General features: G+C 41.2%; 12 protein-coding genes. 2 read left to right on the top strand and 10 right to left on the bottom strand.

All coding sequences use genetic code 11. The features are described 5' to 3' along the window. Positions 1–4: 4 nt before the first annotated feature. The 7 genes from Q0R88_RS00790 to Q0R88_RS00760 form a co-directional block, all read right to left on the bottom strand. Positions 5–811 carry an SDR family oxidoreductase gene (locus Q0R88_RS00790; RefSeq protein WP_295711235.1) on the bottom strand — a complete coding sequence of 269 codons (807 nt, stop codon included), beginning with the start codon at positions 809–811 and terminating at the stop codon, positions 5–7. Further along, complete coding sequence (locus Q0R88_RS00785) at positions 811–2,157, bottom strand: aminotransferase class III-fold pyridoxal phosphate-dependent enzyme (RefSeq protein ID WP_295711234.1); 1,347 nt, start codon at positions 2,155–2,157, stop codon at positions 811–813. The genes Q0R88_RS00790 and Q0R88_RS00785 overlap by 1 nt, the downstream gene beginning before the upstream one ends. A gap of 12 nt (positions 2,158–2,169) precedes the next feature. Beyond that, on the bottom strand, positions 2,170–3,108 hold the full coding sequence (locus tag Q0R88_RS00780) for a transketolase C-terminal domain-containing protein (RefSeq protein WP_295711232.1): 939 nt from the start codon (positions 3,106–3,108) through the stop codon (positions 2,170–2,172). A gap of 1 nt (position 3,109) precedes the next feature. Further along, entirely contained in the window at positions 3,110–3,967 is an 858-nt protein-coding gene (locus Q0R88_RS00775) for a 1-deoxy-D-xylulose-5-phosphate synthase N-terminal domain-containing protein (RefSeq protein ID WP_295711231.1), read from the bottom strand. 2 nt (positions 3,968–3,969) lie between these two features. Next, positions 3,970–4,812 (bottom strand): glycosyltransferase family protein, encoded by an 843-nt coding sequence (locus Q0R88_RS00770; RefSeq protein ID WP_295711229.1) that lies wholly within the window; start codon positions 4,810–4,812, stop codon positions 3,970–3,972. 14 nt (positions 4,813–4,826) lie between these two features. After that, on the bottom strand, positions 4,827–5,891 hold the full coding sequence (locus Q0R88_RS00765; protein ID WP_295711228.1) for a hypothetical protein: 1,065 nt from the start codon (positions 5,889–5,891) through the stop codon (positions 4,827–4,829). Positions 5,892–6,039: 148 nt separating this feature from the next. Beyond that, positions 6,040–6,879, bottom strand: coding sequence for a phosphatidylinositol-specific phospholipase C/glycerophosphodiester phosphodiesterase family protein (locus tag Q0R88_RS00760; RefSeq protein WP_295711226.1), 840 nt, complete (start codon positions 6,877–6,879; stop codon positions 6,040–6,042). A 161-nt stretch (positions 6,880–7,040) separates the two neighbouring features. Here Q0R88_RS00760 and Q0R88_RS00755 point away from each other — a divergent pair, with 161 nt between their 5' ends. Next, a complete protein-coding gene (locus tag Q0R88_RS00755; protein ID WP_295711224.1) occupies positions 7,041–7,583 on the top strand; it encodes an outer membrane beta-barrel protein in 543 nt (180 codons plus the stop codon). Positions 7,584–7,687: 104 nt separating this feature from the next. Here Q0R88_RS00755 and Q0R88_RS00750 read toward each other — a convergent pair whose 3' ends face one another. From Q0R88_RS00750 to Q0R88_RS00740, 3 genes are all read right to left on the bottom strand, one after another. Next, on the bottom strand, positions 7,688–8,209 hold the full coding sequence (locus tag Q0R88_RS00750) for a YceI family protein (RefSeq protein WP_295711222.1): 522 nt from the start codon (positions 8,207–8,209) through the stop codon (positions 7,688–7,690). 220 nt (positions 8,210–8,429) lie between these two features. Continuing rightward, a complete protein-coding gene (locus Q0R88_RS00745; protein ID WP_295711220.1) occupies positions 8,430–8,888 on the bottom strand; it encodes a DUF1569 domain-containing protein in 459 nt (152 codons plus the stop codon). 92 nt (positions 8,889–8,980) lie between these two features. Next, positions 8,981–13,108 carry a hybrid sensor histidine kinase/response regulator gene (locus Q0R88_RS00740; RefSeq protein ID WP_295711218.1) on the bottom strand — a complete coding sequence of 1,376 codons (4,128 nt, stop codon included), beginning with the start codon at positions 13,106–13,108 and terminating at the stop codon, positions 8,981–8,983. A 402-nt stretch (positions 13,109–13,510) separates the two neighbouring features. Here Q0R88_RS00740 and Q0R88_RS00735 point away from each other — a divergent pair, with 402 nt between their 5' ends. Then, positions 13,511–14,890: an OmpA family protein gene (locus Q0R88_RS00735; protein WP_295711216.1), complete on the top strand. Its 1,380-nt coding sequence runs from the start codon at positions 13,511–13,513 to the stop codon at positions 14,888–14,890. The last annotated feature ends 92 nt before the right edge of the window (positions 14,891–14,982 follow it).

The following is a 14,982-nucleotide window of genomic DNA, read 5'->3' as shown; positions in this document are numbered from 1 at the left end:
TGAATTAAATTGCTGTCCATCCTCCATCTACCACCAGGTTAGCCCCCGTCATGTAAGCCGATGCCTCACTGGCAAGAAATACAAGTGCGCCCTGGTAATCAGATGCTTTGGCCATACGGCCTAATAATGTTTTTGCTGAATAGTTACCTATAAAATCTTCGGTTTGTCCGTTTTCAACTCCGCCCGGCGATAGTGTATTTACCCTTACACCGGTATTGCCCCAGTAAGCTGCCAAAAAGCGCGTAAAATTGATAATAGCCCCCTTGGTTACGGGGTAAGCAGCCGATTTGTAAAAGGTTTGCTCGCCTTTGGCGTTGCGGTATATGGATTGATCGGGACCAACCATGCCATAAGTTGAAGCGATATTGATGATGCTGCCACTTCCCTGGAGCGCCATATGCGTACCCAATATCTGCGAGCTTAAAAATACCCCGGTAATATTTACATTTAGTGACCGCTGGAAAGCTTCCAGGGGATAATTTTCAAAGGCCGATAGCTCCTTAGCCATGGCAGGGTCTTCAAATTTATCGTTGATGGCCGCGTTGTTCACCAATATATCAAGCGAATCATATTTATCCAGGATAGTATTAAGCGCATCTATCAGCGATTGCTTGCTGGTAACATCTACCGCTAATCCTAAATGGTTATCACCCAATTGTTGTGCAAATTGCTGTACTTCGTCAACATTAATATCGGCAACTATTACATTGGCCCCGGCTGCTGCAAGCGCTTCACAATGTTTTTTTCCGATAAGCCCCAGCGCACCTGTAACTAAAGCCGTTTTTTGGTTTAATGCAAAAAGGTTCATCATTAGTCGGCTATGATGCTTTTAGGTTTAATATTGTAGTTGCTCACCTTGCGGAAAACAGCTTCCAGCACCTCGCCCTTTAAATAACTTTTTATATTGCCACTTTCTATAGCTTCTTTTACTAAAGGCAAAACATCGCGGTATGCCAATAAAATGTAATCAATATCTTCGGTAGTGTGGCTGTAGCACATGTTATGAAAACCTGCCCACAATACACCCCGTTTTATCATTTCCTGTTGCATCAGCGTTTTAACTTCCAGGGCGTTACCGGCCTCTGGCCTAAAGGTTACCATGCTGCGGCAGTTAAAACCTACACATTGGGTGTACTTATCCATCCCGGTTTCAATGGCGATGTGGTTGTAGCCATTTTTTAGCAAGGCGCCATTTTCATCCAGGTATTGTGGTACGTTTTTATCGCGTAGCTCATTTATGGTAGCAATGCAAGCCGCCAGTGATAATGCTTCGCCGCCAAATGTTGTATAGCTAAATACCGCGGAGTTAAAGAGCTCCATTACATCGGCGCGACCGGTAAGCAAGGCTATAGGCATACCGTTGGCGCATGCCTTTGAAAATACAGCCAAATCTGCTTTAACATTAAAGTATTCCTGCGCACCGCCAAGGGCTACACGGAAACCTGTCCACATTTCATCAAATATGAGCAGGGTGCCATTTGCTTTGCATACCTCGGCAAGTTCCTGTAAGTAGCCGGGCTTTGGGGCTTCAAAAATAAATGGTTCCAGGATTATGGCAGCAACAGTTTCATCCAACGCGGCTTTTACGGCCTCAATGTCGTTATACTCAAAAGTGTAGGTTAAATCCTGGATAGCTTCGGGCACACCGGCGTTACGGCTGGTAATGCCTATATACCAATCATGCCAGCCATGGTAGCCGCAGCAAAATATTTTATCCCTGCCGGTAAAGGCGCGGGCAACGCGTATGGCAGCCGAGCATACATCGGCGCCGGTTTTCGAGATCTTTACGGCTTCTGCATTAGGTACAACTTCCTGCACCAGTTCTGCCAGTTCAACCTCTAAAGGGTGCATCAGCGAAAAGGTAATTCCATCATTTAGTTGCCTGCGGATGGCATCATCAACTACAGGGTAGGCATAGCCTAAAGATATAGGACCAATAGCCGAATTCAGGTCGATAAATTCATTGCCATCGGCATCCCACACATGTGATCCTTTGCCTTTAACAATATACTTTGGGGCCACGCCTTTGGTGAATTGCCCAGGCCCTTTGGCCAATGTTTGGGTAACCGGTTTTTGTAGTTTTAAAGCGCGGTTATATATTTTATCAGACTCGCTGATGTTGGGAAAATTATTGTTGAATGCTATTTTATTAGCCATTGGAGTAGTGTTTTATTCTGAAAATTCAGGTGTTAAAATTTGTGGTTGATGGTAGGTGGTTTTATAACCTAATATCCTTTCGGCAATTTGTTTGCCTGTAAAACCTTCGTGCTGCAAAACATCAGGCAGCAATGCCGGTCTGAACCATTTTTCGTTGAGGGCGATGGGCAATACGTTTGCCGTTGTTTGATGTTTCAATAACACTTCGGCCACAATACTGTAAAGGCCACCCGTTAAAAAATGATCTTCGAGCGTTACCACCAGGTTGCTTTGGGTTGATGCTTTTAATATAGCCTGCTCATCAACCGGTTTAAGGCTGCGCATGTTAACCAATCCTACAGAAAGGCCCTCGCCTTTCAGGATCTCAGCCGCGATAAGTGCCTGTTCAAAAAGTAAACCATACGTTAAAATGGTAACATCGTTGCCTTCGGTAATAACTTCGGCTTTGCCCATGGTAAATGGCGCGTGCTCATAACCTGTTTTACGGGTATTTATGCGGGTATAGGCTGGTTGTTTGCTTTGCCATATCTGCGGCAGCATTTTAACAAGGTCATCCTCATCGGCAGGAGCAAATACGGTTACATTGGGGATGCCCCTCATGATTGAAATATCTTCGATTGCCTGGTGAGTAGGGCCGTTACCATCAGATAAGAGGCCGGGAATAAATCCGCTTAGTTTAACCGGCAGGTTAGCTATGCCTAAATCGGTGCGCACAAACTCAAAGGCACGCATCGTTAAAAACGCAGCCAGCGCATGCACTACGGGTATGCGGCCACGCAGGGCCAAACCGGCAGATGCGCCTATCATGGTTTGCTCGGTAATGCCGGTATCAATAAAACGTTTGCCTAATATGCCGGGCAGGTTACGTACCAGTGCACGGTTTTCGGCCGTCATCACAATAATCCTTTCGTTGGCCAGGGCCATCTCTGTTAATAGTTCTTCGTAGGTCATATTATCTCACTACTAAAGTTTCTGATGTTAATAAGGTATCGTGTTCGCCATGTAATTCAAGCAATAGCTGGCCAATTTCGCCGGCTGTAAAATTGCAGAACCAGCGATCGGCCCGTTCCTCAATGCTCGGCAGGCCTTTGCCTCTTACCGTATCGGCAATAATTACATTAAGTTTATCCTGTTGAAATGGGTAGGCAGTGAAGGCCTGGTGCAGGTCGGTAAAGTTATGCCCGTCTATACGTATAACGGCAGCGCCAAAAGCTTTAAATTTATCTGCAAGAGGTTCCAGCGGAATCAAGTCCTCGGTACGTACATTAGCCTGGAACTGGTTACGATCGATCACAAAAAGGAGGTTGTCCAGTTTATAGGCGTTAGCTACTAAAACAGCTTCCCAGCAGGTGCCTTCGTTTAGCTCACCATCGCCTAAAATGCACACTACTTTGTTGTTGCTCCCGCTTATTTTAAGATCCATGGCAACACCGATAGCTACTGATGGCAAATGCCCTAACGAACCCGAATGAAATTCTATGCCGGGGATGTTAGTATTGGGGTGCCAGTAAATATGATCATTAAGCGAAAGGTGATTTTTTAGGCGCTCTTTGTCTAAAAGGCCAAGCTCTGCAAGTGTGCCATATAAAGCGGGTACGTCATGGCCTTTTGAAAGGAAAAGGTAATCACGCCCGGGATCATTAAGGTTTGATGGATTGATGTTTAAAAAGTTGCTATATAAGTAAACGATCAAGTCGACCGCCGATAGGGATGCTCCTGTAAAGCACCCGCCATCTGTTGACATGCGCACGATATGTTCCCGGACCTTTAAAGCTATAGCCTTAAGTTCCTGTTGGTCAAAATTATTCATGGTTATGCTTCGCTTTGTTGTAACAGGGATGAATTTTCCTGTGGCGCCCGCCTGGTTTGATCGGGCCAGATAGTTTGTAATTCGCCCAGGTGATGACGATACCAGTTTACACCTGCATACTGCGCATTAAGCTGATAAATTTCGGGCTTGCGGTTTAAAAGGTTAAGGATATCCTGGCACGAAAACTGGTTACAGATGGGATAAAGCTCGGCGAATACCCTTTCAATAAAATAATAATCTTCAGGGTAGTCAATAGTAAAACGGTGCGACATGGAGAAATCCATGCCGGTTGGCCAGGTTACATTGCCAACACTAAATATAAGCGGGTTTTCCCATATATAAGGCGTGGTATGTTCAAGCTCTAAAGGCCTGCCGGCATTTTCCCATGCCTGTCTCAGGCAAGCCATCGTCATTATTTCCACATCATTACCATCGGGATAAGTAGCGGGGTGCAGGTTGCTTACATAATCATATTTGCCCCGGTTGTCAAAAAAGTATTCGAGTGTATAATCAACAATACGCGGGTCAATCAGCGGGCAATCAGACGGGATCTTGAGTACAACATCGGCTTTAAACAACTTTGCCGCCTGGTAGTGCCTATCGAGTACATTGCCCAGGCTTCCACGATAATAGGGAATATCCATAGCCAAAGCTTCATTTACTATAACGTCATCTTCCTGATTTTCTGAGGTGGCAATAATGATATCCGCTTTATGCTGAATCATCTGTAAACGCTCAATCATTCTGGCCAAAAGGCTTTTACCCAGTATAGGAAGCATTACTTTGCCCGGTAAACGGCTTGATGCCATGCGGGCCTGTACTATAATTACAATTTTTTCTGTCATGGTATTAAATTTTATTACCAGTTTGCTATTAATTCGTTGCTTAGTTCCGGCTCCGCTTCCTGACGCTGAAATTCAGACATGGACATTTGCGGATCAAAACTTTTCTTATCACCCTTGTGGTTTAAATAATCGCGGCATAGCGCTGCAATTGTTTTGGCAGATGTGCCTTCATTTTGTATCGGGGCAAGCCCTATAAGCTCATCGATATTAAACCAGGAGTGTACCTTTTTACCTAAAGCTATACCAGTATATACTACTGTTGAGTATTGAGTTATCAGCTCGCAGCAATTGGCTATCATGTGGCTGGTGTTGCCTTGCTTATATATCATGGTACCAGCCGGAGTATACTTAAGGATCTCTTTTTCGGCCCTTTTAAAGTTTTCGTTGGGATGAAGTTTAAATAGCAAAGGCCTTCCGTTGGCTATTTTTACAGCTTTTTTTATAAATGCTACCCTATTCTCCAGTCTAAAGGTTTCCCGCATATCTGTAGTGGCAACCAATACATAATTATGATGGGGGAAATCATTATTCAGATGCTGTTGCTGGTTATCATAATTCGGCATCCCGGTAACTACAATCTTCCGTTGCTCTGTACCTTTACCGGCAAATTGCAGTTTGTAACCTTCGGAAGCAGCGCAGTAAACATCGCAGATATTTGATGCACCGTTTAAGGAGGTATTGCCACAAAGGGTAGATGGTAACCTTAACGTCCTCACTATTTTACTCCACAGGGTATACCGGTCAATCATACCCTCCTGTACCCAAATGGTTTTGTATTGCCTCATCCGTTTAGGAATGATCATATCTGTACAATAAACCACCAGGTCGTATTTGTTTTTTTTAGCACCGAAATCAATTTGCAGTGAGTTTTGGTACAGGTATCTTTCAGATTTTAGCTTGAATTTGCGTGAGAGCACCGTGCCGTTGAATATCGGTGTTTTGGTTAACAGGTATTTAAGCGGTGCATTATCTGTAAACAACTGGCTAAACCAGCAATCATACCCGGGTAACTCATTTGCAATCTGGTGCATTTGGGTTGTTTGGTTAATTGAACCCGTAATGAATAATATTTTCTTCATCCTTTAACTTTCAATTATATCGGGCTGCTGTTACAAAGTTTTACTTTTTGTTAAAAGTAACCCCGCTACTTTTAGATAAAGAGAAGCCAACGTTATCAAATTATTAAGGAGTAAGTTTTTAGTGTTGTTTTTTTTACATCAGTAAAGTTTAATCAATCTTTGCATAACTTTTAGGGCCCGAAGTCAGGAAATTCTTAAGCTCCACCAGTTTATCGGTGTTGATGAGATCAACACCACAATTCAGTAATTCTTTCCATACGGCTTCATTTTCTGGCGAAGCCCAAAGCCTTACTTTTTTGCCAAACCTGTGCGCCAGCATCACATATGTACACAAACGTTTCTTTTCAACAGGCGAGAAATCGCCTCTGCCATCCCATTTTAATAAGTGTGAGTATTTGCAACTTGCCGTTTGATATAAATTTTTTGAAATGGTATCTTGTTTCAACTGCATCAGGTCCTCATCAATAAAGGCTAAGCGGTTTTGCTGCGTTTTAATCATTTCAGAGGGTTTATGCCCGGTTATAACTACGGTTACCTGCCTTTGAGTATAAACCCCATTATTGTAGCCTGATAATATTGGCCGGTATTTTTCAAGTAAAATTTCAAGCGCCTGGTAAGTTTTATCGGCATCAGATTTTATATCAATCATTAATGTGAGCGGGTAAACAGGGCATTTAATTTCTTTGTTATTACCCTCAATACATTCCATCAACGGTTTAAAATAGAGGCGCTCCAGCGTTCGTTGTTTTTTAAAAATGGGGAGGATGTGTGCTACAATGAGTTTGTTCCCTCTTAAATATATATCGGCTTCAATATGGGTAAACCCGTTATCAAGGGCATCATACAAAGGCCGTTTGTGCCAGTAATCATTGTGGGCAAATCCATTTAAAAGCCTTAAATTTTGGGAGTAGGAGTTATAACCGAGGGAGATCAGCAGAACCAGGAACAAGAATTTAAGGTGCTTGGGGCAATAAAATGCTGTTGGCATCGATAACTTTTTTGTTTCCACAAAATTACCTGTCCAATGTTGCCTAATTATTAGCTTATTATAATGATAAGTCTTTAACCAGAAAAAATTAACATCAGAGGCAACGTATTTGTCAAAGTCACTGTAATATCTATAAGTGATTATTAACTAAAATCAAAAAAATGAAAATTTTACAAAGATTAATAGCCGTTTCATTTACGGCATCAGCTATGTTTTTTGCAACAAACCTAAAAGCTCAAACTACAGCGAAAAACCAATTTAACCTTGGCTTAGGTGCCGAAGTTGGTGTACCAACCGGTGTATCGCGACTGGGCACAAATTTTACATTAGGTGCTACCGGCCGGTTGCAATATGGTTTAACCGATAATTTTGCACTGATGCTTACTACAGGTGGTTATCACTTTTTTCAAAAAATAAAACCGGGTACAAATAAAAGGTACGAAAGCTATGGTGAGATCCCTGTTAAAATTGGTATTAAGCAGTTTTTTGTGCCAAACATATATGTTGCTGCAGAAGGCGGCCTTGTCTGGGAAAAGTTGGAGGCTGGCCAGGGTTGGGCACCATTTCACAGACGCGACCTATCAGGCGGGGTGGGTTATGCCACTAAGCACTGGGATATTGGCGTAAGGTATGAAGACTTTTATATGAAAGATTATCATTCTGGTTTAGTAGGTCTGCGCTTAGCTTACGGGATAGGGTTATAGTTCCAACACACAGACGAATAATTAAACTAAAAAGGGCAAATGATATAATGATCATTTGCCCTTTTTTAGTTTAATTAAAAACTGGTGTATGAGTTGCGCCGGGATTATGCTTTAGTAACCGGAACAGTAAGGCTGATGGTAAGTTCATCGGGCGTGCCGCTGCGGGTGATATTAAAATCCTTGGGTACTATTTTAAAACTGCCTTTAAAGAGGCCTTCATTACCTTTATCATCAAAAGTGAAACTGATGGTAACAGGTTTTGTAATTCCTTTAATGGTGAGTTTGCCCGCGGCCTGGTAACCACTGCTGCTTTTACTAACCGATGTGGCCACAAATGTAATGGTTGGATGATTATCGGCATCCAACGCACTTTTGGCGTGCATATTTTTTAAAAAAAAACCTGTAGCAATGCTTTCAACATCAATGGTTGCAGAAATTTTTGATTGCTCGGGATCTGTTTTATCAAACTGGATATTGGCCCTTAGTGTTTCAAATATGCCGTGGATCTTGCCGCCTGCAAATTTCACTTCGTATGGGCTTTTAACCTTGTAGTTTATTAATGTGAAAGCAAAAGCCGAAATGCTGATGATAAGCAGCATTAGTAAGGGATACATGGTCTTTTTCATAAGAGATTTGTTTTTTAATGTTTTAATGAATATCACCCTATTGTTATTAAGGGGGTTATATAAACTACGTTTGCCATATTCATGGGGTTGCCTCCATACATAAACTTATGGTATTTGGTTGGGCCTAAACAAAAATCCCCTGGCCTTTTTTAATAAAACCAGGGGAGATGTGGAGGAAAAGCCGACGATGATGCTTTTAAAACTTTTCAACCTAAAGCAATCAACACCCAAACTGAGTAAGGTGATGGTCCAGGTGTTTATAGAACATATTGTTCCATTCGGTTATGCTTAAGGAGCCAAAGGAATGTGACATTCTGCCATCGAACTCTTTCTCGCCTAACTGCTGTGTTTTTTGGATAAAGGCTATCAGCCTGGCCTTTTCTTCCGCAAAATCTTTAGCCGTTGTAATGATAAAAGCAGGTGCAGTAGGGCCGTTGTGTTTATAAGGTGTTTCGCTTACTACCTTGTTTTTTACAAGTAGTTTAAGTATAAACTTCATAAAGCCCTTTGGTTTGGGATGCTTATCTTCATAAGTCATCTCATAGGATACGCAGCAATGCGCAAGCATTTGCGCTACAGCCATTTTGCCCCATTGCGGGCTTGTTGTTGGTGTAAGGGTATTGATTCTTTTAATTATACTATCAGCAACCGGTTTAGTAAAAATATTGGGTAGGGCCATAAGTGTTGTTTTTTACAAATTTATTGAATTAAACCCCTATGACGACCGGGAAATTCAATATAGGACAAAAGGTAGTTTTTTTGTTTTAGAGGTTAAGCCTGTACATTCACCTTCTTTCCATACTTTTCAAGAATACTGATGATCTCTGTCAGTTTCATGGGTTTGCTCAAATAGTCATCCATACCGGCCTGCATGCAGGCTTCTTTGTCTTCAACCATAGCATTAGCGGTCATGGCCACAATAATTGGCTGGCTGGGCAGGTGTTTCCTGATGTACCGGGTAGTTTCAAGGCCATCCATTTCGGGCATTTGAACGTCCATGAAGATGATGTCATACTTCCTCACGGCCACGGCATCCAAAACTTCGAGGCCATTGATGGCGATATCGGGCTCATAACCCATTTTTTGAAGAATTTGTTTGGCTACCTTTTGATTGATCATATTATCTTCTGCAATCAAAATTCTTAGAGGGTATTGGATAGCCAGATCTTTTGATAAAAACTCTTTTTTTAGTTTATGTTCTGTAAGGGTGTTTCTATCATTTTTTAAGTGATCAATAATGTGTTTTAACAAAACATTGTGTTTTGCCGGTTTTGTAAGTACTGTATTAAATAAGTTAGCCTCGCTTTTGCCTTGCTTATCAACAGAACTAAGCAATATCAGCGGCATTGCTGGATATATGGCTTTTATTTTACGGGCCAGGTCGGCACCGTCCATTTCGGGCATGTACATATCTGTAATTACCAGCTCAACCTGGTTGTTAGCCTCTAAAATTGCTAATGCCTCGGCGCCCGATTGGGCAATTAATGGAATAAATTTCCAATGCCTTAGCTGGGTTTCCATAATGTTGCGGTTGGTAGCATTATCATCAACAGCCAATATTTGTTTATTTTCCAGGCCGGCTGCATCTAAATTGAAATAGGCAGTTGGGGTTTTTATGCCAACGCTTGTTTTAATATTAAAGCTAAAAGTTGTACCAGATCCTAATTTGCTTGTTACATTAATTTCGCCTCCCATTAAATGGATCAGTTTTTCGCTGATGACTAAACCAAGGCCGGTACCGCCATATTTGCGGGTTGTACTGGAGTCAACCTGCGAAAATGCTTTAAAAAGTCTTGATAATTTATCTTCCGGAATGCCAATGCCTGTATCACGAACAGTAAATAGCAGGTCGAGCTCATTGTTATTTAAGGTGTTTTCAATTACATCAATAAATATTTCGCCTTCGTGGGTAAACTTAATGGCGTTCCCAACTAAATTTATTAATATCTGCCTTAAGCGCATCGAATCGGCAATGATATGTTCAGGCACGCCGGGTTCTATCTGGTAAATCAGGTCGATGTTAAGTTTTGATGCCTTATCAGCAAAAAGATCCAGTACGCTTTCTACACAATCCCTGATATTAAAGTCATGCTCTTCCAGCTCCATATTACCCGATTCGATCTTTGAGAAATCAAGGATATCATTGATAACGGTTAACAAGGCATCGCCCGAGTGCTTAATGGTTTCTGTATACTCAGCCTGTTCATCGGTAAGGTCGGTATTGGCCAATAGGGTAGCCATGCCAATAACGCCGTTCATTGGGGTGCGTATTTCATGGCTCATAGTGGCCAGGAAAATGCTTTTGGCCTTGTTGGCATTTTCGGCTTCCTCGCGGGCTTTTTCTGCCGCTTCACGTGATCTTCTTTCTTCAATAGTAAGCTGTGTAATACTTTCTGTACGTTCTTTTACCAATTGTTCAAGATGTTCTTTTTGCCGCCTCACCGTGCGCATGCGGTATTTGAAAAAGCCGTAAATAGCAGCCACAACAGATAAAACAACCAGCAACTCAAACCACCAGGTTAACCAGAATGGTGGCACGATGGTTATCTGGAGCGGGGAGGTAACCGGCGACCACAAGCCCTGGCTGTTTCTGTATTTTAACAGTACATGATATGTGCCGTGCGAAAGATTGGTGTACGAAGCAGTGTTGTGATTACCTATATAGTTCCATTCCTTATCAAATCCTTCTAAATAATAGGCATATTGTTTCCTATCAGGAGAGGCGTAATCCAGGGCTGAGAACTCAAACGAAAAAACAGATTGTTTATAGGAAAGCACCAGTTTCCGGGTATCGGTAACATCATTTTTTAATGGCGAGGGGTCTTGTGAGTTTACAGCAATGGAAAGCGGCTTGTTAAATACCTGGAAAGAGGTAATAACTAATGGTGCAAACCCTACTTTTTTTAATATCTGATCTGGAGTAAATTCATTGAACCCATTAATACCACCAAAATACATTTTTCCATCATAAGTTTTTAACGCCGAATGTGGTTTATACTCATCACCCTGCAAGCCATCTTCAACTGTATAGTTAAGAAAAGACTTTGTTTCGGGGTCTAATTTAGATAAGCCTCCATTGGTGCTTACCCAGAGTTTGCCATAATCATCTTCTCTTACGGAGTAAATAATATCACTTGGCAGGCCATCTTTTTTTGTAAAAGTTGTGAAATGCTTTTTTAGCGGATCAAAAAGATCAAGGCCCGATAGGGTAGTGAGCCATAACCGGCCTTTACTATCTTCAAAAATATCGGTTACGCCATTATTACTGATGCTATTGGTTTTTTCGTCATGAACAAAACGTTTAAACTTGCCTGTTTTACGATCAAATAAATTTAAGCCACCATCAGAGGTTCCAATCCACAGATTGTTTTTGCTGTCTTCTAATAACGAATAGATCCTGTCGCTGCTAATGCTGTTTGGATCATACAAGTTGAACTTATAGTGGGTAAAAACTTTTGTTTTGTCATCATAACAATCCAATCCATCGTTAAAAGTGCTTAACCAGGTTTTTTTATCGCGGGTATGTAAAATGAAATAAATATTATCGCCGCCTATTCCCTGTGGCTTAGCCGGATTATGCTTAAAGTTGGTGAAAATGCCGGTTTTAGGATCAAGTATGCTGAAGCCATCTCCCCAGGTGCCAATCCATAATTTGCCTTCGGCGTCGGGCTTTACGGTAAGTACGTAGTTGCCCGTAATGCCATTTTTGCCATCGGTTGGTTGTTTAAAGCTTGAAAATGTTTTACTTATCGGGTCAAATTTATTTAAACCGCCGCCATCTGTCCCAATCCATATTTTATGGTCTTTATCCTCGGCCAGGTCAAGTACGTAATTATTGGACAGGCTTTCCTGGTGACTGTTGTGCCGGTATAGGTTGAAACTTGCGGTAGTTTTTTTGGATAGATTGATGCCGCCGCCAAACGCGCCTACCCACATGTTTCCAGACCGGTCTCTGCAAATACCATAAACCGAATTTCCGTTGATGCTGTTGTTATCAATCTCGTCATGCTGATAGGAAACAAATTTGCCGGTTTTTCTATTTAATACGCATAAGCCGCCATTTTCAGTGCCAATCCATAGGTTTCCATCCTCATCGTTATTAAGGCTGTAAATGGTGTTACTTGAAATGCTGCCGGCATCATTTTTATCGTGCAGAAAACGTTTGAATGTTTTATCTGTTCTGTTAAATAAGTACAGTCCATCTGCTTGTGTACCAATCCATAGCTGATGGAACTTATCTTCAAAAATAGCTACAACGTTGTTACCCCGGATTGCTTTAGTCGCCGGGTCATAATAGGGAAAATTTGAAAACTTGTTGGTTTTGCTGTTGTAAAGGTTTAAGCCCCCGCCACCGGTGCCTACCCATATATTGTGCTGTGAATCTTTGTAAACAGTGCGCGCATTATTATCGCTAAGCGTGCCTGCATCCTTATCAGAATGCATATGATGCTCAAATATATTACGTTTCAGATTGTAACGGTCAATGCCTCCGTTTTGAGTTGCCACCCATAAATTGCCATTATCATAAAGTAAGCGGTTGATAATGTTATTGATGATGCTTTTGGGGTTTTTATCGTCATGGAAATATCGTACAAAGCGGCCTGTACTTCTTTGGTACATGTTTAAACCGCCCGATGTTGATAGCCAGATATTGCCATTGTCATCTTCGGCAATATCGGTTATCGTGTTGTTACTTAAGGATGTACTATCTTTGGAATCATAGCGGTATTTTATAAACTGGTATCCATCATACCTGTTTAAACCATTACGGGTACCTATCCACATAAATCCCCGGCTATCCTGAAAAATGGAGTTAATATTAATCTGCGATAAGCCTTCGGCAGTACCTACATGCAAAAACTTAAGGCTTTCGTTTTGTGCATAACCATTAAACGGCATTAGGATGCAAATTAAAAATAAAGAGCAAACAATGGGTTTATAGTTTTGGAACAACCTTAGCATAGAACGTGATTTAACATTGAAAATACTGCGGAAACAGTAGGATTATAATAATTTGTATACGTTGTTTTTCACTAATTAGTTTCCTAAAGGTTTAAACAATTGTTATTGTAAAATGCCATTTAGTATTACCGATGATACAAAATTGTACTGTTTTTGACCCATTAACCGTTTTGTACAAAAAGTAAAATTTGTTACTGTTGCCTTATGCAAATGTTTGGCCTGTTGCAATTTAGGAAGTTGATACTCCCTTTATCTCTGAGGAAATTATATGCGGCATTAATGTTGAAAACATGTTGTTATGTTTTACTGAAAAGTAAACTAATAATTAAACATGATAATATGAAAACAAATTTAAAAAAAGCCACCTTACTCCTTACCGGAATTATGGTAGGTGGTAGATTATTCGCTCAAAGTCCTGATACTACAGCCGCAAAAGACTATGTTAAACCGTTCTCAGGTGGCAATCAATTACGCACCTGGTCAATAGGTGTTAACGGCGGTTTATTAACTCCGTTCACTATTTTTGGCAGTAACAACAAACAGGATTTTACCCATCCGCAAGAGCAAATAGGATATGGGGCTTATATTAAAAAGCAAATATTGCCTTCTTTTGGCCTGCAGGCAGATTTCCTTCGCGGTAAAGTTAAAGGTACCAGCAGTCAAACAAATGCTTTAGGCCAATCTACCTACTCGCAGTATGAAACTAATATTAACTGGTCTGCAAGTTTAAGTGCCAACATTACATTGGCTAATATTAACTGGCGCCATGAAAAGCCATTTATCCAGCCGTATTTAACCGTAGGTGCGGGTACTATGAATTACACCCCTAAAATTACTGAAACCGGTGGCCAGCAAACTAATTTTAAAACCACTGGCAACGGATCAATAAACGAAGTGTTTATTCCGGTTGGTCTTGGTTTAAAATTCGACCTTGCTCCAGGCGTAAATCTTGATTTAGGTTACCAGGTTAATTTTGTAAACTCTGATAATTTTGATGGCTACAAATTCGGAGCTACAAATGACAGATTCTCTTATGCACACATTGGTTTAGAGTTTGCTTTAGGCAGCCGTAAAAAGCCACAAATGGCTACTCATAACCCGGTAGCATCTATGCGTACAGAGTACTTATGGGAAAATGAACAAACTAAAACTGCTTTGCAAAAACAAATTGATGCAGAAAAAGCTAAAAATGATGAATTAAGAAATGATTTGAACACTACTAACGCAAACCTTGCTAAATTAACTACTGATAGCGACGGAGACGGTGTTGTAGATGTAAATGACAAATGCCCTAACACACCAGCCGGTACAAAGGTTGATGGTTCTGGATGTCCGCTTGCAAAACCAGAAGTTAAGGTGTATGTTACCGAAGAGGATAAGAAAGTGGTTAAAGATGCCATCAAAAACCTGGAATTTGATTTAGGCAAAGCTACAATCCGCGCGCACTCATTTCCAAGTCTTGATAGGGTTGCCGGATTATTGGTTGACAAAAACTTCAGCTTGAAATTAGCCGGACATACAGATAACACAGGTGCTGATGAATTAAACATGCGTTTATCAAAAGACCGTGCAGAATCAATTAAAGCTTACCTGGTAAGTAAAGGTGCAAATGCATCACGAATTGAAGCTACAGGTTATGGCGAAACACAACCAATTGCAACTAACAAAACTGCAGCTGGTCGTCAGGCTAACCGTAGGGTTGAGTTCACTTTATATTAATAGCAAAATCCTGTTAAACACAGGTTATGTAAAAGCCTCCCGATTTATCGGGGGGCTTTTTGCGTTGGTTTATATCTTACGTGCAGATAGCG

This window comes from Mucilaginibacter sp. (assembly GCF_025362475.1).
In the GTDB taxonomy this organism is placed as follows: Bacteria; Bacteroidota; Bacteroidia; order Sphingobacteriales; family Sphingobacteriaceae; genus Mucilaginibacter.
The sequence above is the reverse complement of the archived record's forward strand: the minus strand, read 5'-3'. Positions and strand labels throughout refer to the sequence as shown.

Bases quoted from the DNA above. Each gene is read 5' to 3' on its own strand.
- Q0R88_RS00770 (WP_295711229.1), bottom strand. From the start codon at position 4,812: ATGACAGAAAAAATTGTAATTATAGTACAGGCCCGCATGGCATCAAGC.
- Q0R88_RS00735 (WP_295711216.1), top strand. From the start codon at position 13,511: ATGAAAACAAATTTAAAAAAAGCCACCTTACTCCTTACCGGAATTATG.
- Q0R88_RS00780 (WP_295711232.1), bottom strand. From the start codon at position 3,108: ATGACCTACGAAGAACTATTAACAGAGATGGCCCTGGCCAACGAAAGG.
- Q0R88_RS00750 (WP_295711222.1), bottom strand. From the start codon at position 8,209: ATGAAAAAGACCATGTATCCCTTACTAATGCTGCTTATCATCAGCATT.
- Q0R88_RS00790 (WP_295711235.1), bottom strand. From the start codon at position 811: ATGATGAACCTTTTTGCATTAAACCAAAAAACGGCTTTAGTTACAGGT.
- Q0R88_RS00760 (WP_295711226.1), bottom strand. From the start codon at position 6,879: ATGCCAACAGCATTTTATTGCCCCAAGCACCTTAAATTCTTGTTCCTG.
- Q0R88_RS00740 (WP_295711218.1), bottom strand. From the start codon at position 13,108: ATGCCGTTTAATGGTTATGCACAAAACGAAAGCCTTAAGTTTTTGCAT.
- Q0R88_RS00775 (WP_295711231.1), bottom strand. From the start codon at position 3,967: ATGAATAATTTTGACCAACAGGAACTTAAGGCTATAGCTTTAAAGGTC.
- Q0R88_RS00785 (WP_295711234.1), bottom strand. From the start codon at position 2,157: ATGGCTAATAAAATAGCATTCAACAATAATTTTCCCAACATCAGCGAG.
- Q0R88_RS00765 (WP_295711228.1), bottom strand. From the start codon at position 5,891: ATGAAGAAAATATTATTCATTACGGGTTCAATTAACCAAACAACCCAA.
- Q0R88_RS00745 (WP_295711220.1), bottom strand. From the start codon at position 8,888: ATGGCCCTACCCAATATTTTTACTAAACCGGTTGCTGATAGTATAATT.
- Q0R88_RS00755 (WP_295711224.1), top strand. From the start codon at position 7,041: ATGAAAATTTTACAAAGATTAATAGCCGTTTCATTTACGGCATCAGCT.